Source organism: Kribbella sp. NPDC054772 (genome assembly GCF_053611945.1).
In genome coordinates this window covers 7,476-25,475 of the sequence record NZ_JBSHBJ010000033.1, presented here as the reverse complement: position 1 = coordinate 25,475, position 18,000 = coordinate 7,476, and the positions used below count along the sequence as shown (strand labels likewise).

Sequence of the window (18,000 nt, the reverse complement as noted above, 5' to 3'; positions counted from 1 at the left end):
GATGACCGCGCACCCCGACACAGACCATCCGGATGTCGCCCTGGTTGGTTTCGCAGCTGCCCTTCGGCACGCCGGCCTCGCGGTGACCGCCGACCGGGTGCACCTCTTCCTGCAAGCAGTCGCGGCGCTCGATCCCACCCGGACGGCCGACGTCTACTGGGCCGGTCGCGCCGCGCTCTGCACCGGCCCGGACGACACCGCAAGGTACGACGAGGTGTTCGCGGCCTGGTTCACCGGGGACCGCGCGGGCGGCGTCGTGCCACGCCGCACCTCGCAACCGTCCGCGCAGGCCGCGCTCGGCGACGGCGTCGAGGTCGAGACTGGCGACCGCACGCTGAACGTCTCCGCGAGTACGACGGAAGTCCTCAGACACCGTGATGTCGCCGAACTCTCCGCGACCGACCGCGCCGAACTGGCCCGCCTCTTCGGCACCCTCCGCCCGAAGGTCCCGGTACGGCGCGCGAACCGTCGCCGCCCGTCGCACCGCGGCGAGATCGACCCGCGCCGTACCCTCCGCGCCCAACTCCGCCAGGTCGGCGAACCGGGCCGCGTGCGCTACCGGCGCCGCGGCGTCCGGCCGCGCCGGGTCGTCGTACTCATCGACGTCTCAGGCTCGATGCACCCGTACGCCGACAGTCTGTTGCGGCTCGCGCACTCCTTGGTCCAGCGGGCGCCCCGCTCGGTCGAGGTCTTCACGATCGGTACGCGTCTGACCCGGGTGACGCCGGCGCTGCGGCGACGTGATCCCGAGTTCGCGCTGCGGGCGGCGGGTGACGTCGTACCGGATTGGTCGGGTGGAACGCGGTTGGGGGAGGTGCTCAAGGTGTTCCTGGATCGGTGGGGTCAGCGGGGGACCGCGCGGCGGGCCGTCGTGGTGGTGTGCAGTGACGGGTGGGAGCGGGGTGACGCGGGGTTGCTCGGCGAGCAGATGCGGCGGCTGGCCGCGCTCGCGCACCGCGTCGTCTGGTTGAACCCGCATCGCGGGAAACCCGGGTACGAGCCGGTGCAGGCCGGGATCGTCGCGGTGCTCCCGCATCTGGACGATCTCGTGGCGGGGCACAGCCTGGCCAGTTTCGGTGAGCTTCTGGAGGTGGTGGCCGATGCGTGACGTGCTCGATCGGTTGCTGACCTGGTGGCAGGCGGGGGAGACGGTTGCCGTCGGCACCGTCGTGGCGACATTCCAATCGGCGCCCCGGCCGCCGGGTGCGGTGATGCTGGTCGGCCCCGGCCTGGAGGCGGTCGGCAGCGTGTCGGGCGGCTGCGTCGAGGGCGCGGTGTACCAGCTCGGCGAGGAGATCCTGGAGTCCGGTGAACCCGTCCTGCAGCGGTACGGCGTCAGCGACGAGTCGGCGTTCGCGGTCGGGCTCACCTGCGGCGGGATCATCGACGTGTTCGTCGAACGCGTCGACCGTACGTCGTTCCCGGAACTCGGTGACGTGGCGGCGGACATCGCGGCGGGCCGCCCGGTCGCGGTGGCGACCGTGGTGGCGCATCCGGACACGGCCCGGATCGGGATGCGGTTGGTGATTCGTCCGGAGGGGCAACCAACGGCCGGCGGTCTCGGTTCGGAGCGGGCCGACGACGCGGTGCTCGACGACGCGCGCGGCCTGTTGGCGAACGGGCGCACGGAGACGTTGGAGTACGGACCGGAAGGTCAGCGGCGTGGCGAGGGGATGCGCGTTTTCGTCTCGTCGTACGCACCAGTGCCGCGTTTGCTGGTGTTCGGGGCGATCGACTTCGCAGCTGCGGTTGCTCGGCTTGGCTCGTTCCTCGGTTATCGCGTGACGGTGTGCGATGCGCGGGCTGTGTTCGCGACCGCGTCCCGCTTCCCGTCCGCGGACGAGGTCGTCGTCGACTGGCCGCATCGCTACCTGGGCGGCGAGGCCGCGGCCGGGCGGATCGACGACCGGACGGTGATCTGCGTCCTGACCCACGACCCGAAGTTCGACGTACCGCTGCTGGAGGTGGCGTTGCGGTTGCCACAGGTCGCGTACATCGGGGCGATGGGGTCGCGGCGGACGCACGACGATCGGCTGAAACGCCTGCGGGAGGCGGGTTTGAGCGAGGCCGAGGTCGCGCGACTGGCGAGTCCGATCGGGCTGGACCTCGGCGCGCGGACGCCGGAGGAGACCGCGGTCAGCATCGCGGCCGAGATCATCGCGCAACGCTGGGGTGGCGCCGGGCAACGACTGTCGAGCGCGGCCGGCCCGATCCACCACTGATCCATCCCAGGCCGACCCTTGTGGTCGCTGTCACACGAGCGCAGGATCGAAAGTACGGCGATAGCTGACATCGGGAGGCGGGGCGATGAGCCGGATCACGGTGATGGTCGACGGAAGTAGCTTCACGGACGAGGTGGAGCCGCGCACGCTGCTGGTACATTACCTGCGCGAGCAGCTGGGAAAGACGGGCACCGTGATCGGTTGCGACACCGGGAACTGCGGTGCCTGCACGGTCCATCTGGACGGGCGCAGCGTGAAGTCCTGCTCGCTGCTCGCGGTCCAGGCCGACGGCCACGAGATCACCACGATCGAGGGGCTCGCGACCAACGGTCAGTTGCACCCGATGCAGCAAGCGTTCCACGAGAACCACGCGCTGCAATGCGGTTTCTGCACGCCCGGCATGATCATGCAGTCGATCGATCTGCTGGCCGACAATCCGGATCCGACCGAGGAAGACGTGCGGCTCGGCATCGAGGGCAACCTCTGCCGCTGCACCGGCTACCAGAACATCGTCAAGGCGGTTCGCGCCGCGGCAGCGGGCGGGGGTGCGCAATGACCACGACCGAGCAGCGCCCGGCCTCCGAGATCGGCAACCCGCGCAAGCGCAAGGAGGACGCCCGGCTGATTACCGGCCGGACCCGCTGGACCGACAACATCGTGCTGCCTGGGATGCTGCACCTCGCGATGGTTCGCAGCCCGTTCGCGCACGCGCGGATCACCGGGACCGACACCGCCGCGGCGAAGGCGTCGAGCGGAGTCGTTGCCGTGATCACCGGTGCCGACATCGCCGACGAGCAGGGCGCGCTGCCGAACGCGTGGGCCGTCGTCTCCGACCAGCAGGCCCCCAACCACCCGTCGATGGCGGTCGACCACGTCGCGTTCGCCGGCGAGATCGTTGCGATGGTCGTCGCCCGGACCGCCGCCGAGGCGAACGACGCGGCGGACCTCGTCGACGTGGACTACGACGAACTCCCGCCGGCCCTCGACCTGCGCGCCGCGGCCCGTGACGAGGTGCTCGCGCATCCGGATCTCGGGACGAACGTGTCCGCGGTCTGGTCGTACGACTCGGCCGAGTCCGGCACCGGCGGCGACGTCGAGGCCGCGATCGCGGCGGCCCGGGACGGCGGCATCGTGATCGAGGAGGACTTCCGCCAGCAGCGGCTGATCCCGGCGTTCATGGAGCCGCGGTCGATCGTCGTCGATCCGACGACCGAACAGATGACCGTGTGGACGTCGACGCAGGTGCCGCACTTCGTGAAGATCTTCCTCGCGCTCGTACTCGGCATCCCCGAGAGCAAGATCCGGGTGATCGCGCCGGACGTCGGCGGCGGGTTCGGCGGCAAGCTGCAGTTCACGCCCGAAGAGGTGCTCACGGTGATCGCGGCCCGGCGGACCGGGAAGCCCTGTAAATACACCGAGACCCGGTCCGAGTCGTTGATGGCCGCGCACCACGGCCGGGACCAATGGCAGCACGTCACGCTGGCCGCGAACGCCGATGGCACGGTCACCGGACTCAAGGTCGAGCTGATCGTCAACATGGGGGCGTACCTCGGCCTGGTGACGTCGGCGATCCCGTTGCTCGGGGCGTTCATGTACAACGGGATCTACAAGTTCCCGGCGTACCACCTCGGGATCACGAACGTCTTCACCAACCTGACCTGGACCGATGCGTACCGCGGCGCCGGCCGGCCGGAGGCGACGTACGCGATCGAGCGTTCGATGGACGAGCTCGCCGCGCGGGTCGGTGCCGACCCGCTGGAGATCCGCGAGCGGAACTGGATCAAGCACGAGGAGTTCCCGTTCTCCACGGTGGCCGGGCTGCAGTACGACTCCGGCAACTACGAGGCCGCGACCGCGAAGGCGCGCGAGCTCTTCCGGTACGACGAGTTGCGCGCCGAGCAAGGCAAGCGGCGCGAGTCCGGCGACCCGGTACAGCTCGGGATCGGCGTGTCGACGTACACCGAGATGTGCGGGCTGGCGCCGTCGCGCTGGCTGGGCTCGATGGGGTACGTCGGTGGTGGCTGGGAGCACGCGGCGGTCCGGATGCTGCCGACCGGCAAGGTCGAGGTCGTCAGCGGGACGAGTCCGCACGGGCAGGGCCACGAGACGGCGTGGAGTCAGCTCGTCGCGGACCGGTTGGGTGTGGCCTTCGAGGACGTCGAAGTGCTGCACGGTGACACGCAGGTCGCCGTTCGCGGCCTGGACACCTACGGCTCGCGGTCGCTGGCCGTCGGCGGGATGGCGGTGCTGGCCGCGGCGGACAAGGTCATCGAGAAGGCGAAACCGATCGCGGCGCAGCTGCTCGAGGCGAACGCCGACGACCTGGAGTTCTCCGCCGGCCGGTACGGCGTCCGCGGGACCGACGCCGGGATGACACTGGCCGAGCTGGCGTTCGCGGTCTTCCAGGGGCACAAGCTCGACGGATCGGCCGAGGGGTGCCTGGACGCTGACGCGACCCTGGACCCGGACGACTTCTCGTTCCCGCACGGCACGCACCTGTGCGCGGTCGAGGTCGACACCGAGACCGGGGCGACGACGATCCGTTCGTACGTCAGCGTCGACGATGTCGGCGTGGTGGTGAACCCGCTGATCGTCGAGGGGCAGGTGCACGGCGGTCTCGCGCAGGGCATCGCGCAGGCGCTCTACGAGGAAGCGGTGTACGACGAGGCCGGGACGCTGGTCACCGCCTCGTTCGATCAGTACACGTTGCCTGGGGCCCCTGATCTGCCGCGGTTCGAGACCGCGCGGACCGAGACGCCGGCGACCACGAACCAGCTCGGCGTCAAGGGGGTCGGCGAGGCCGGGACGATCGCGTCCACGCCGGCTGTCGTCAACGCGATCGTCGACGCGCTGCGACCGCTCGGGGTGACCGACGTACCGATGCCGTGTACGCCGTACCGGGTGTGGAAGGCGATCCAGGACGGAGCGAAGTCATGATCCCGGTGGCGTTCGAGTACTACGGTCCGGAGACCGTCGACGAGGCGCTGGCGTTGCTGCGCGAGCACTCCGACGCGAAGGTGCTGGCCGGCGGGCAGAGCCTGATGCCGGCGTTGCGGCTGCGGCTCGCGGCCCCGGAATCGATCGTCGACCTCGGGAAGATCGACGAACTGCGGGGTGTCCGGGACGACGGCGACGCGCTGGTGATCGGCGCGATGACGCCGCACAGCACGGTGCAGGCCGATCCGCTGGTCGCCGAGCACGCGCGGCTGATTTCGTTGGCCACGGCAACGGTCGGCGATCCGCAGATCCGGCACCGTGGGACGTTCGGCGGGTCGCTGGCGCACGCCGACCCGGCCGCCGACCTGCCGGCGGTCGCGGTCGCACTGGATGCGTCCTTCGTGATCGCGGGCGCCGACGGACGCCGTACCGTGCCCGCGGCCGAGTTCTTCCAGGGCGTGTTCAGTACGGCGCTCGCGGAGGACGAGCTCCTGATCGAAGTGCGCGTGCCGAAGTACACCGGGTGGGGCGCGCACTACGAGAAGTTCAACCGGGTCGCGCAGGGCTGGTCGATCGTATCCGTAGCGGCGGCCGTCAGGCTGGACGGCGACACGATCGCGGAGGCGCGCGTCGGACTCGGCAACATGGGCGCGACGCCGGTCCGGGCGACCGCGGTCGAGCAGGCGCTCGTCGGGCAACCGGCCACCGCCGAGGCGGTACGGGCCGCCGCTGCGCGGGCCGCGGACGGGACGTCTCCGATCAGCGACGCCGACGGTGACGCGGACTACCGGCGGCACCTCGCGACGGTCCTCACCCGACGGGCAGTCCTCGCGGCGGCAGGTACGGCGTGAAACTCGAGCACAGGTTCGTCGTCCCGGCGCCTGTCGAGCAGACCTGGGCCGCGTTCAACGACCTCGAACGGGTGGTGCCGTGTTTCCCCGGCGCCACCCTGGAGTCGTACGAAGGTGACGACTTCACCGGCGCGTGTAAGGTGAAACTCGGGCCGGTGTCGCTGCAGTACAACGGAAACGGCACCTTCCTCGAACGCGACGAGACCGACCACCACGCGGTGATCGAGGCCAAGGGCAAGGACCGTCGCGGCAACGGTACGGCGACCGCGCGCGTGACGGCCCGCCTCACCGGAGCCGCGGACGGTACGACGGAAGTCGCCGTCGACACCGACCTGACGATCACCGGCCGGCCGGCGCAGTTCGGACGGGGACTGATCCAGGACGTCTCGAACAAACTCCTCGACCAGTTCACCGCCTGCCTCACAACCAAGCTCGACACGGCACCGGCCCCAGCCGAGCCAACATCCCCTGACGGCCGCCCGACCGACGCCACCCAGCCCGCCGCCGAGCGGCCTCCTGCTGAAGCGCCTGCCGCCGACGGGCCGACGGCAGATTCACCCGATGCCCTCGCGCTGGATCTCGGGAGTACGGTCCTCCCGGTGCTCGCTCGCCGCGCAGCGCCGTACCTGATCGGTGCTGTGCTGGCGCTGCTGATCAGACGCCTGATCCGCCGCTGACGGGGATCACGCGGTCTCGGCGCTCAGCGTGCGCGCTATCGGCCGACGCGCGGCGATTCGCGCCGGCAGCGCCGTGAGCGCAGCCGTCACGACGAGCGTCGCGACCGCCGCCCCGACCAGCCGCCACATCGGCGGCATAACCAACCCGCTCGCGGTGAACAACGCGGTCAGAAAAGTACCGACGTACACACCCGCGACCGCGCCAGGAACAGCAGGCAGCAACTGCGCCGACGCCAAGCCCGCCGACACCTGACCCGGCGTCGCGCCCAGCGCCTGCGTGACCGCCATGCTGACCCGCGCCTCCATCGCGAGCATCCACGTGGTCGCGATCGTGTTGACGAGCGCGAGCCCGACGATCAGAACGGTCACCGCCACCAGCAGCCGATGGTTCTGGACCTCCCGGATGTTCGGCAACGGCGACGGTCCCGGCCCGTAGCCGCGGATCGGCTGGACGGAACCGATCAGCAACGCGGTGAGCCCGATCAGCGTCGCCGCTGTGGAGCAGACCTGCAGTACAGCGCGCCCCGGCCGCCGCGCGATCAGCCGCACCCCGATCAACAGCGCTGTCGGTAAGAGAGAGGACAAAGCGGTCACCCAGGGACGGTGGCGCGGATGATGCGCGCGGCTCGTCAGCGCTGCCACGGTCGCGGTGCGCATGGCTCGTACGGTCGGGGGCAACGTCGTCAGTACGGCGACGCCCAACGCGAGCGCTGTCGTCGCGAGCACGGTCGGACCGGTCGGGCCGACGATGTCGCCGATCCGGCTCGCCGTCGGATTCGCGATCGCCGGCTCGACCAGACGGGCCACCAGAAGACCCAGCCCTTCGGCCACCAACGCCAGCGCGAGGAACTCGGTCAGCAGCACGGCGCCGATCAGGCCGGGCGTGGCGCCGACCGCCTTGAGCAACCCTGCGCGCCGAGTCTGTTCGACGGCTCGCCCGGTCGCCAGCGCGGCGATGCCCGTGACGGCGAGGAAGCCGAGCAGCCATCCGCCGACGACGAGGATCGGCTGGGTGCCGCGCAGGATGACCTTGTCCTGCGTCGCGAGGAATCGCCACGCATGGAAGTTCACCCTGGCACTGTCGAAATGGTGCGCGGCGATGAAGTCCTCGGCCGCGTCCGGATCACGCAGCCGGAGGTCGAGTGCGGTGGTGACGGGCAGGTCGCGGCCGGCCAAGATCCGGGCGTCGGACGTGGTCATCCAGACCAGGCCGGTCGCGTCGCTCGGTCCGCCGAACGGTCCGATCCCCGCGGCCCAGGGATAGCTGGAGGTCGCCGCGGTGACGGCGATACCGACGACCGGGTACGAGCGCCCGGAGATGGTGACGCGGTCGCCGGCACCCACGCCGAGCGCGGTCGCGAGACCGCGCTCGAGAACGGCGGCACCTGGGCGGATCCACTCGCCGGAGATGACGAGCGGGTGGTTGATCGCGCCGGGCGTTCGGCTCGCACCGTGTACTACGACGCCGGAGCTCTCGCCGCGCGCGGTCAGGTCGCCGTACACCACTTGGTACGGCCCGTTGTGGCCCACGACGTCGGGATCGTCGATGAGTGAGTTCATCGCCACGGCCACGTCGGGACCGGTGTCCGGCGAGAGGGCGACGACGTCCGGGCCGCCGGTCGCGGCGCGCGTCTGGCGGTAGAGCGAGTCACTCGCGCCGTACAGCGAGAGTCCGAGCGCGAGGGTGGCGACGGCTGCTGTCACCGCGAGCACGAGCATCGCCGCGTGCGCTTTGTGTCGTCGTACGTCGGCCAGAACCAGACGTACGACGAGGACGATCCGGCCCACGCCGCTCAGCTCTCCAGCCCGATGAGTCCGGCGAGGCGTCCGGTGCCGGTGCCCGTCAGTTGGGTGTCGTCGACGAACAGGCCGTCGCGCATCGAGATCATCCGGTCCGCGGTAGCCGCCACGCGCTCGTCGTGCGTGACGATGACCAGCGTCTGCCCGGCGGTCCGCAGTTCCGCGAAGATCCGCAGTACGTCGTGGGTGGCAGCGGTATCGAGATTGCCCGTCGGCTCGTCGGCGAGGACGACCTGCGGTTCGTTGGCCAGTGCGCGGGCGATCGCGACCCGCTGCTGCTGACCACCGGACAACTCGGACGGGAGATGCCGGGCGCGGTCCGCCAGCCCGATCCGATCGAGGAGCGACTCGGCGCGCCGTCGGGCGGCACGAGGTGAGCGGCCGGCGAGGAGGGCGGGCAGTTCGACGTTCTCCGCTGCCGTCAGCTCGTCGACCAGGTGGAACGCCTGGAAGACGAAGCCGATCGAGCGCCGGCGGAGATGGGCCAATGCACGCTCGCTGAGGATGTCGGTCCGGCGGCCCGCCACCCAGACCTCTCCGTCCGTGGGGCGCTCCAAGCCACCGAGCAGATGCAGCAGCGTCGACTTCCCGCAGCCGCTCGGCCCCATCACGGCGAGCGTCTGGCCCTCGGGTACGTCGAGGTCGAGGTCGTCGACGGCGCGGACCCAGCTCGCTCCCGCGCCGTGTTCTTTGGTCAGGCCGCGGACCTGAATCAGGGGAGTGTCGTTCATGCGTCCTCGGATTCGTCGAGTGGCTTGGTCCACGTGCGTTCGCAGACGTCGAGCCAGCGGAGGTCGGCCTGCAGACGCAGTACGACACCTTCGAGCAGGACCACCGCGGGGGAGTCGGCCGGCTCGGCGAGCACTGCCTGCTGCGCTTCCCGCAAGCTCCGCAGCAGCTCGCGGCGCTGGGCGGCGACGAGTTCGACCGGGTCGGCGAGCCGGGCGGCCGCGGCGACGACGAGCTTGAGATGGAACTCGGCCAGATCGAGCTTCGGGCCGCCGACGTCGCTCAGCCAGGTTGCGACGCGCTGCTGCCCGTCCGGGGTGAGGGAGTACACCTTCCGATCGGCGCGCTCGGCCGGCTCGCACACGATCAGTCCGGCCTTCTCCAGCCGCCCGAGCGTCACATAGATCTGCCCAGGATTCATCGCCTCACCCAGCGGCCCGAGACTCCGCTGCAGCCGCGCCCGCAGGTGATACCCGTGCGACGGCTCCTTCGCCAGCATCGCCAGTACTGCGTCCTGCACCCGACCCCCTAACGGTTAGCTAATAGATAGCGGTTATCCCTGCCCCGTGTCAAAGCCCAGCTTGCTGGCGGGTTGTTTCACCACCGGCGCGCTGCAACCCGCCAGCGATCACATAACTCGCCACCGGCTAACCAACGGGCTCGTCGAAGTACAGCCCGCCTGCGAAGACGGCGGGCAGGACCAGGCGGTGGCCCGCGACAACCGTCAGCTCCGCGGCCTCGTCCGCCGTGAACCACCCGACCTCACCCACCTCCGCCGAACGGCCCGCCCCTCCGGCAACCACCTCGGCGCGGAAGACGATGCCGAGGAGTTGAACGCGATCGCCGTCGGGGTAGACGACAACAACGTCGGGATCGGAGTACACGCCGACCAGCCCGGTGGCGCGGACCTTGAGACCGGTCTCCTCGAAGGTTTCGCGCTCGGCGGCTTCGGCCGGGCGTTCGCCGGGCTCGATCGCGCCGCCGGGGAGGCACCACTCGCCGTTGTCGGTGCGCTTGGTGAGGAGGAGACGGTCGCCGTCCATGACTGCTGCGACTGCTCCCGGGCGGAGGCGGGCGGTGGTCCCGATTCGGGAGCCGTGTTCTTGACGGGTGTATCCCGGGACTCGGGGTGTTTGGTCAACCATCGCTCAGCGCCCTTCGGCAGGCGTCGGCCGGTGCATCAAGAGCCCTCCGGGTTCGGCGGGCCGGCGGGAGGCCACTCGACGAGTTCGATGCGGTAGCCGTCCGGGTCGGTGAGCCAGGACGTCTTCGGACCGTCGGGCCCGCCGGGCAGTTCCGCGTCCGCGGGGTGCAGGCCGGATTCGGTCAGCCGCGCGATGGTGCCGGCCAGCGAGTCGACCTCGATGGCGAAGTGCTGGAAGCCGCCGATCTCGACCGGACCGTCGGCGGGGCGGTGCACGAGTTCGAGCGACACCGACTCCTCGCCGGGCAGCCGCAGCCACACCAGGCTCGAGCCGTCGTCGAACGGGATCGTGCTGAGGTCGACGTACCCGACTGCTTTATAGAAGGTGAGCGAGCGTTCCAGGTCGGTCACGCGGAGTGCGAAGAGGATCGACTTCATGCCCAACGATCCAACTGGCGGCACTCGGCGACGTCAACGGTCGTGGGTGGGAGAGGATGTCGCCATGCGGATTCTGATTGCGCCGGACAAGTTCGCCGGGACGTTGACCGCCGTCGAGGCGGCGGCGGCCATCGAAAAGGGCTGGCGGCGCCGCGACCCGAACGCGGAGGTGCTGGTCGCACCGATGGCGGACGGTGGTCCGGGGTTCATCGACGTACTGTCGGCGGTCGTCGACGGGAAACTACTCGCGGTCACCGTCCGTGGTCCGCTCGGCGAGGAGACTCCCGCGACGGTCCTGCTCGCGGGTGAGACGGCGTACGTCGAGACCGCGCAGGCGTGCGGGCTGCACCTGGTGGAGCCGAAGCAGCGCCGGCCCGAGGACGCGTCGACGTACGGCGTCGGGCAGCTGATCGTGGCGGCGGTGGACTCCGGTGCGAAGCGGATCATCCTCGGTCTCGGTGGGTCGGGGACGAACGACGCGGGCGCGGGTCTGCTCGCGGCGCTCGGGGCGACGGGGGATTCGGGCCAGCTCGACGCCGGTGCCGCCGGGCTCGCCGGACTGACCTCGGTCGACCTCACTGCCGCTCGGGAACGGGTCGCCGGTGTCGAATTCGTCGCGGCCAGTGACGTGGAGAACCCGATGCTCGGGCTGCGCGGCGCGACCAATATCTTCGGCAGCCAGAAGGGCATCACGGACGAGCGGAAGCCCGCGGTCGACGGCTGGCTGACGCACTTCGCGGAGCTCGCCGACCGGAAGACCGCCGACCAGAAGGGCGCGGGCGCCGCGGGCGGGCTCGGGTACGCGCTGCTGCTGCTCGGCGCCGAGCGGGTCTCCGGGATCGACCTGGTCGCCGAGCTCACCGGACTGAAGCAGAAGGCGTCGCAGGTGGACCTGGTGCTCAGCGGCGAGGGCGCGTTCGACTTCCAGTCCCGCGAGGGCAAGGTGATCGCCGGAGTCGCGAAGGTCGCGAACGACGCGATGCGGCCGTGCGTGGTGCTCGCCGGGAAGGTGCTGATCGGGTCCCGCGAGATGCGCACGATGGGCGTCGAGTCGGCGTACGCGCTGGTCGACGTGGTCGGCGAGGAGCAGGCGTTCGCGGACCCGAGCGGCTCCCTCGCCACGGTCGCCGAGCGGGTCGCGAGGACCTGGGCCCGCTGACCGGGCCCCGACCAGCCGCTGACCGGCCCGTGACCGGAATGGTTGATCTGTGAAATTGGTGTGCGACCATGGGAATGAGCGCGGGACGCCAGCTGTTGACCCGTGTTGACATGAGACTTCCGTGCCGCCCGGAAGCTGTACGGCGGCACTTGAGAGATGACTGGAGTCAGGGATGACTGAAGCGCAGACCGAGCAGACGGCAGCCACTGGTGTTCTCCTCACCGACGGAGCCGCCGCCAAGGTGAAGGCGCTGCTCGACCAGGAAGGCCGCGACGATCTCGCGCTGCGGGTCGCCGTACAGCCCGGTGGTTGCTCCGGACTGCGGTACCAGCTGTTCTTCGACGAGCGTCAGCTCGACGGTGACGTGGTGGCCGACTTCGGTGGCGTGAGCGTCGTCACGGACCGGATGAGCGCGCCGTACCTGAAGGGCGCTTCGATCGACTTCGTCGACACCATCGAGAAGCAGGGCTTCACGATCGACAACCCGAACGCGACCGGCTCGTGCGCGTGCGGCGACTCGTTCAACTGATCTGATCTAGACAAAAACAAACCCCTGATCACGCCCGTGACCAGGGGTTTTGTCGTTTTCGGGCGTCGTCATCAGATCGTCAAGATTGGTTCCAACGCTTGTTGGGTACGGCTTGATTCGTGTGGGATTACATAACTGAGCGTCACTCGCAATTGCTCTATCAGAGTTACCAGCACCTGAGCCTGGTCATCCAGTGCGTGCTGCTGGCCACCGTGATCGCGGTCGGCCTGGCAGTCGTCGTGCACCGCAACCCGCGGATCGCGTCACTGGCCGGCGCCGTCAGTGCGGTAGGTCTGACCATCCCGTCGTTCGCGTTGCTCGGCCTGATGATCCCGTTGGCGGGCATCGGTACGGCGACGTCGGTGGTGGCCGTCACCTTCTACGCCTGCCTGCCGATCCTGCGGAACGCCGTCGTCGGCCTGGCCGGCGTCGACGCGACCCTGATCGAGTCGGCGCGCGGGATGGGAATGGGTGCGATCCGGACGCTGCTCCGGATCGAGCTGCCACTCGCCTGGCCGGTGATCCTGGCCGGCGTCCGGGTCTCGGCCCAGATGTCGATGGGGATCGCGGCCATCGCCGCCTATGTGCTCGGGCCCGGCCTGGGCAGCTTCATCTTCACCGGCCTGACCCAGATCGGTGGCGCGAACGCGCTGAACTCCGCGCTGGTCGGCACGATCGGCGTCGTACTGCTCGCACTTGTCCTGGACGCACTGCTGCTGCTCGTCGGCCGCCTGACCACCTCGAGGGGTATCCGTGTCTGAATCCACGTTGACCGAGAGCAGCACCGACACCCCCGCCGAGGAGATCAGCGGCGTCGACATCGAGCTGACCAACGTCGTCAAGCGGTACCCGGGCCAGAAGAAGCCCGCCGTCGAGGGTCTCTCGCTGCACATCCCGGCCGGTGAGATCGTGATGTTCGTCGGCCCGTCCGGCTGTGGCAAGACCACGTCGCTGAAGATGATCAACCGGCTGATCGAGCCGACGTCGGGCGGCATCAAGATCGGCGGCGAGGACATCAGCAAGCAGGACGACGACGACCTGCGCCGCCGGATCGGCTACGTGATCCAGGGCGGCAGCCTGTTCCCGCACATGACCGTCACGCAGAACATCGCCCTGGTCCCGGGCCTGCTCGGCTGGGACAAACGCCGTACGGCGGAACGCGTCGACGAACTGCTCGAACTCGTCGGCCTGGACCCCGACCGGTACCGCGGCCGCTACCCGCGCGAGCTGTCCGGTGGGCAGCAGCAGCGGGTCGGTGTCGCGCGCGGACTCGCGGCGGACCCGCCGGTGATCCTGATGGACGAGCCGTTCGGCGCGGTCGACCCGATCACCCGGCAGCGGCTGCAGGACGAACTGCTCAGCATCCAGGAGGAGCTGCGCAAGACGATCGTCTGCGTCACCCACGACTTCGACGAGGCGGTGAAACTCGGTGACCGGATCCTGATCCTCACCGAGGGCGCGAAGATCGCGCAGTACGACACCCCCGAGGCGATCCTGGCGAACCCGGCGAACCGGTTCGTCGCGGACTTCGTCGGCGCCGGCGCCGCGCTCAAGCAGCTGACCCTGAGCCGGGTCAGCGAGATCGAGCTGAACCAGCCGACGGTCGCCGAGATCGGCGACCCGGCACCGGCGGTACTGCGGGCCGCGAACGAGGCGGGCGACGACTCGGTCGTCGTCCTCGACCGGCGCAAGCGCCCGGTGGACTGGATGTGGACCAACGACCTGTCGGATGTCGACAAGGTCCCGGCGCCGCACGAGGACACCGACCTGGTCACGATCGACCGGCGCGCGACGCTGAACGACGCGCTCGACACGATGCTGATGTCCAGCCACGGCAGCGCGGTCGTCACCGGCCGGCGCGACGAGTACCTGGGTGTCGTCGACTTCCAGTCGGTGCTCGCGCGGATCCAGGAGGGTACGGCGAACGGTTCCGGCCCGGAGGCGGAGGTCGCGCCGTGACCACGCTCGATCCCGCACCGGACACCAAGAAACCACAAGAGAATCTCGCCGACGCGAAGGCGACCGCGGCCGGTCTCGCGACCAGTCGCGCCCGGCGCCCGTCCTGGGGCCTGCTGATCGGCCAGCCGCTGTTCGTCGCGCTGGTCATCCTGGTCTGGGCGATCTGGCGCTCGCAGGCCGAACTCGACTCGATCGAGCAACGTCAGCTGGACTGGAAACTGATCGGCCGGCTGACCGTGGAACATCTCGAACTCACGGCGGTCGCCACGATCATCGTGCTGCTGGTCGCCGTACCGCTCGGCATCATGCTGACCCGGCCGCGGGCCCGGCGGGCCGCCCCGGTCGTCGTCGCGGTCGCGAACGCCGGCCAGGCCGCGCCGGTGATCGGCCTGATCGTGCTGCTCGCGATCTGGCTCGGCTTCGGCTTCTGGACCGCGATCGTCGCGCTCTGCCTGTACGCGATCCTGCCGGTACTACGGAACACCATCGTCGGCCTGCAGGGTGTCGACCGGACGCTGGTCGAGGCCGGTCGCGGCATGGGCATGTCCAACCTGGCCGTCCTCGGCCGGATCGAGCTGCCGCTCGCGGTGCCGGTGATCATGGCCGGTATCCGCACCGCGCTCGTCCTGGTCGTCGGTACGGCGACCCTCGCCACGTTCATCGATGCCGGGGGACTGGGCAGCCTGATCACCACCGGCATCCGCCTGCTGCGCTACCCGGTGCTGATCAGCGGCGCCATCCTGGTCGCGGCGCTGGCGCTGCTGATCGACTGGGCGGGCCGAGTACTCGAAGAAGTGACCCGACCGAGAGGACTCGGATGAAGCGGCTGGTAGCAGGTCTGACAGCGACAACGGCAGCGCTCACGCTGCTGCTCTCGGGCTGCGGTCTGGGTACCAGCGGCGGCTTCGTGCCGACCGGTGCGCTGCAGGGTGACCTGAAGTCGGTGAAGAGCCTCGACGGGCTGACCATCGGGATCGGCTCGAAGAGCTTCCAGGAGCAGCTGATCCTCGGCAAGATCGCCGCGATCCTGATGCGGTCGGCCGGCGCGAACGTCCAGGACCTGACCAACATGCCGGGCAGTGACACCTCCCGGCAGGCGATGCTCGGCGGCCAGATCCAGATGGCCTGGGAGTACACCGGAACGGCCTGGATCTCGTACCTCGGTCACGACACCGGCATCCCGGACAAGCAGAAGCAGTACGACGCGGTCGCCAAGGAAGACCTGGAGAAGTACAACCTGGTGTGGCTGAAGCCGGCGCCGATGAACAACAGCTACGGCTTCGCGATGACCCGCAAGGAGTCCGAGAAGACGCACGTCACCAAGCTGTCGCAGATCGCGTCGCTGCCGGTGAAGGAACGCACGTTCTGCGTCGAGTCCGAGTTCGCGAACCGCAACGACGGCTTCGAGCCGATGCTGAAGCACTACGGGATCCCGCTGGGGAGCGGCGTACCGCGGAACAACATCCGGACCCTGGACACTGGTGCGGTGTACGCCGCGACCAGCAAGGGGGACTGCCGGTTCGGTGAGATCTTCACCACCGACGGCCGGATCAAGTCGCTCGATCTGCAGGTGCTGCAGGACGACAAGAAGTACTTCCCGGCGTACAACGTGGCTCCGGTGATCAGCAAGAAGGTCCTGGACAAGTACCCGCAGCTGCGGGACCTGCTCCAGCCGGTCTCGGACAAGCTCACCGACCCGGTGCTGATCGAGCTGAACGCCCAGGTCGACGTCGACGGACGTGAGCCCGCCGACGTCGCCATGGATTGGTTGGTGAAGGAGGGGTTCGTCAGCCGTGGCTGACGCTCTCCTCCCGGGCCCGCTTCGGGATCGCCGTGATCACCGCGGGACTGGCGGCACTCTCCGGGAAACCTTGATCCACCGGTAGTCATCGCTTGCCGTTCACGAATGCACATGGTTAACCTTCGGATTGTCAACAAAACTACGACCGACCCGCGCGGCGTGTTGAATACGTGGAGGTGGGCACACGGGTGAGGCCGTATCCGACCCAGGAGGAAATGTGGACTCCGAGACCCAGCCGCCAGTGAGCGATCAGCCACCCGGAGGTGGACATCAGCAGGACCGGCCGCCCGCGACCTCTGTCGACACGGAGCCGCCGCCCGGAGTGCTCAAGAAAGCCATCGCCGCCTCGGCCATCGGGAACGCCACCGAGTGGTTCGACTACGGCATCTACGCCTACGGCGTGACCTATATCTCGGCCGCCATCTTCCCGGGCGACACCGAGAGTCAGACCCTGCTCGCACTGATGACGTTCGCCGTCTCGTTCCTGGTCCGGCCGCTCGGCGGCCTGGTCTGGGGCCCGCTCGGCGACCGGCTCGGCCGCAAGCACGTACTGGCGATCACCATCATCATGATGTCCGGCGCGACCCTGCTCGCCGGACTCGTGCCGTCGTTCGACACGATCGGCTACTGGGCTCCGGTGCTGCTGGTGCTGCTCCGGATGGTCCAGGGCTTCTCGACCGGTGGTGAGTACGGCGGTGCCGCGACCTTCATGGCCGAGTACGCGCCGAGCCGCAAGCGCGGGTTCCTCGGCAGCTTCCTGGAGTTCGGGACGCTGGCGGGCTTCTCGCTCGGTGCGCTGCTGATGCTGTTCTTCTCGCTGGTGCTCGGTGACGACGCCATGCATTCGTGGGGCTGGCGGCTGCCGTTCCTGGTCGCCGCGCCGCTCGGTCTGGTCGGCGTCTACCTGCGGTCCAAGCTCGAGGACACCCCGATCTTCCGGGAGCTCGAGGCGAAGGGCCAGAAGGAAGAGCAGACCTCGGCGCAGTTCAAGGATCTGCTGTCCGGCTACATGGGTCCGATCCTGCGCCTCGGTGGCATGGTGATCGCGCTGAACGTGGTGAACTACACGCTGCTCACCTACATGCCGACGTACCTGGAGAAGGAGATCGGGATGAGTTCCGATCTGTCACTGGTGGTGCCGATCATCGGCATGCTGGCGATGATGGTGTTCGTCCCGTTCGCGGGCCGGATGTCGGACCGGGTCGGGCGGAAACCGTTGTGGTGGGCATCGCTGGCCGGGCTGTTCGTGTTCGGCGTACCGATGTTCCTGCTGATGGGGACGAACCTGGCCGGGGCCATCATCGGCTTCGCGGTCCTGGGTCTGCTCTACGTCCCGCAGCTCGCGACGATCTCGGCGACCTTCCCGGCGATGTTCCCGACCCACGTCCGGTACGCCGGGTTCGCGATCGCGTACAACGTCTCCACCTCGCTGTTCGGTGGTACGGCGCCCGCGGTCAACGACTGGCTGACGGCGAAACTCGGGGATTCGCTGGTGCCGGCGTACTACATGATGGCGGCCTGTGTGGTCGGCGCGATCGCGCTGGCCAAGGTCCCGGAGACGACGCGGTGCCCGCTGAACGGCACCGAGATCCCGGGGACCGACGAGGCTCCGCCGCCGGTCGCGCTGGAGCCTGAATCGGCGAAGGCGTAATCGCAAGCAGAAGGCCGGTCCGCGGGTTGCGGGGACCCGGCGTGGGGTGGTTTTGTGTAATCCGAATTATTCGGTTTACGCGTGGGTCCAGATGCCCGCGGCC

18 protein-coding genes are annotated in these 18,000 nt (G+C 69.3%); 13 read left to right on the top strand and 5 right to left on the bottom strand.

From position 1 onward, the window contains the following. Position 1 precedes the first annotated feature (1 nt). From ACWGID_RS34040 to ACWGID_RS34015, 6 genes are all read left to right on the top strand, one after another. On the top strand, positions 2–1,108 hold the full coding sequence (locus tag ACWGID_RS34040) for a vWA domain-containing protein (RefSeq protein WP_452203442.1): 1,107 nt from the start codon (positions 2–4) through the stop codon (positions 1,106–1,108). Further along, on the top strand, positions 1,101–2,222 hold the full coding sequence (locus tag ACWGID_RS34035; protein WP_452203441.1) for an XdhC family protein: 1,122 nt from the start codon (positions 1,101–1,103) through the stop codon (positions 2,220–2,222). The genes ACWGID_RS34040 and ACWGID_RS34035 overlap by 8 nt, the downstream gene beginning before the upstream one ends. 85 nt (positions 2,223–2,307) lie before the next feature. Next, positions 2,308–2,778 (top strand): (2Fe-2S)-binding protein, encoded by a 471-nt coding sequence (locus ACWGID_RS34030; RefSeq protein WP_452203440.1) that lies wholly within the window; start codon positions 2,308–2,310, stop codon positions 2,776–2,778. After that, a complete protein-coding gene (locus ACWGID_RS34025) occupies positions 2,775–5,159 on the top strand; it encodes a xanthine dehydrogenase family protein molybdopterin-binding subunit (RefSeq protein WP_452203439.1) in 2,385 nt (794 codons plus the stop codon). Before ACWGID_RS34030 ends, ACWGID_RS34025 begins: the two co-directional genes overlap by 4 nt. Then, entirely contained in the window at positions 5,156–6,010 is an 855-nt protein-coding gene (locus ACWGID_RS34020; protein WP_452203438.1) for an FAD binding domain-containing protein, read from the top strand. The genes ACWGID_RS34025 and ACWGID_RS34020 overlap by 4 nt, the downstream gene beginning before the upstream one ends. Then, positions 6,007–6,687 carry an SRPBCC family protein gene (locus ACWGID_RS34015; protein ID WP_452203437.1) on the top strand — a complete coding sequence of 227 codons (681 nt, stop codon included), beginning with the start codon at positions 6,007–6,009 and terminating at the stop codon, positions 6,685–6,687. Before ACWGID_RS34020 ends, ACWGID_RS34015 begins: the two co-directional genes overlap by 4 nt. A gap of 6 nt (positions 6,688–6,693) precedes the next feature. On the opposite strand, the gene ACWGID_RS34010 is transcribed toward ACWGID_RS34015, so the two are convergent. The 5 genes from ACWGID_RS34010 to ACWGID_RS33990 form a co-directional block, all read right to left on the bottom strand. After that, on the bottom strand, positions 6,694–8,475 hold the full coding sequence (locus tag ACWGID_RS34010; protein ID WP_452203436.1) for an FtsX-like permease family protein: 1,782 nt from the start codon (positions 8,473–8,475) through the stop codon (positions 6,694–6,696). Positions 8,476–8,480: 5 nt separating this feature from the next. Beyond that, entirely contained in the window at positions 8,481–9,218 is a 738-nt protein-coding gene (locus ACWGID_RS34005) for an ABC transporter ATP-binding protein (RefSeq protein WP_452203435.1), read from the bottom strand. Continuing rightward, the gene (locus ACWGID_RS34000; protein ID WP_452203434.1) at positions 9,215–9,736 is read right to left on the bottom strand and encodes a PadR family transcriptional regulator; all 522 of its coding nucleotides are present in this window, start codon (positions 9,734–9,736) and stop codon (positions 9,215–9,217) included. The genes ACWGID_RS34005 and ACWGID_RS34000 overlap by 4 nt, the downstream gene beginning before the upstream one ends. A gap of 127 nt (positions 9,737–9,863) precedes the next feature. Further along, positions 9,864–10,361 (bottom strand): NUDIX domain-containing protein, encoded by a 498-nt coding sequence (locus tag ACWGID_RS33995; protein ID WP_452203433.1) that lies wholly within the window; start codon positions 10,359–10,361, stop codon positions 9,864–9,866. Positions 10,362–10,396: 35 nt separating this feature from the next. After that, entirely contained in the window at positions 10,397–10,798 is a 402-nt protein-coding gene (locus ACWGID_RS33990; RefSeq protein ID WP_452203432.1) for a VOC family protein, read from the bottom strand. 64 nt (positions 10,799–10,862) lie between these two features. Between ACWGID_RS33990 and ACWGID_RS33985 the strand changes: the two genes are divergently transcribed. The 7 genes from ACWGID_RS33985 (at position 10,863) to ACWGID_RS33955 (ending at position 17,897) form a co-directional block, all read left to right on the top strand. Next, on the top strand, positions 10,863–11,957 hold the full coding sequence (locus ACWGID_RS33985; RefSeq protein WP_452203431.1) for a glycerate kinase family protein: 1,095 nt from the start codon (positions 10,863–10,865) through the stop codon (positions 11,955–11,957). Positions 11,958–12,129: 172 nt separating this feature from the next. After that, on the top strand, positions 12,130–12,486 hold the full coding sequence (locus ACWGID_RS33980) for a HesB/IscA family protein (RefSeq protein WP_387772454.1): 357 nt from the start codon (positions 12,130–12,132) through the stop codon (positions 12,484–12,486). Between the two features lie 152 nt (positions 12,487–12,638). Continuing rightward, positions 12,639–13,247 carry an ABC transporter permease gene (locus ACWGID_RS33975; protein ID WP_452203430.1) on the top strand — a complete coding sequence of 203 codons (609 nt, stop codon included), beginning with the start codon at positions 12,639–12,641 and terminating at the stop codon, positions 13,245–13,247. Then, positions 13,240–14,445, top strand: coding sequence for an ABC transporter ATP-binding protein (locus ACWGID_RS33970; protein WP_452203429.1), 1,206 nt, complete (start codon positions 13,240–13,242; stop codon positions 14,443–14,445). Before ACWGID_RS33975 ends, ACWGID_RS33970 begins: the two co-directional genes overlap by 8 nt. Continuing rightward, positions 14,442–15,266 (top strand): ABC transporter permease, encoded by an 825-nt coding sequence (locus ACWGID_RS33965; protein WP_452203428.1) that lies wholly within the window; start codon positions 14,442–14,444, stop codon positions 15,264–15,266. The genes ACWGID_RS33970 and ACWGID_RS33965 overlap by 4 nt, the downstream gene beginning before the upstream one ends. Continuing rightward, positions 15,263–16,246, top strand: a complete 984-nt coding sequence (locus ACWGID_RS33960; RefSeq protein WP_452203427.1) for a glycine betaine ABC transporter substrate-binding protein — start codon at positions 15,263–15,265, stop codon at positions 16,244–16,246. The genes ACWGID_RS33965 and ACWGID_RS33960 overlap by 4 nt, the downstream gene beginning before the upstream one ends. Before the next feature lie 217 nt (positions 16,247–16,463). Next, on the top strand, positions 16,464–17,897 hold the full coding sequence (locus ACWGID_RS33955; RefSeq protein WP_452203426.1) for an MFS transporter: 1,434 nt from the start codon (positions 16,464–16,466) through the stop codon (positions 17,895–17,897). Positions 17,898–18,000: the final 103 nt, after the last annotated feature.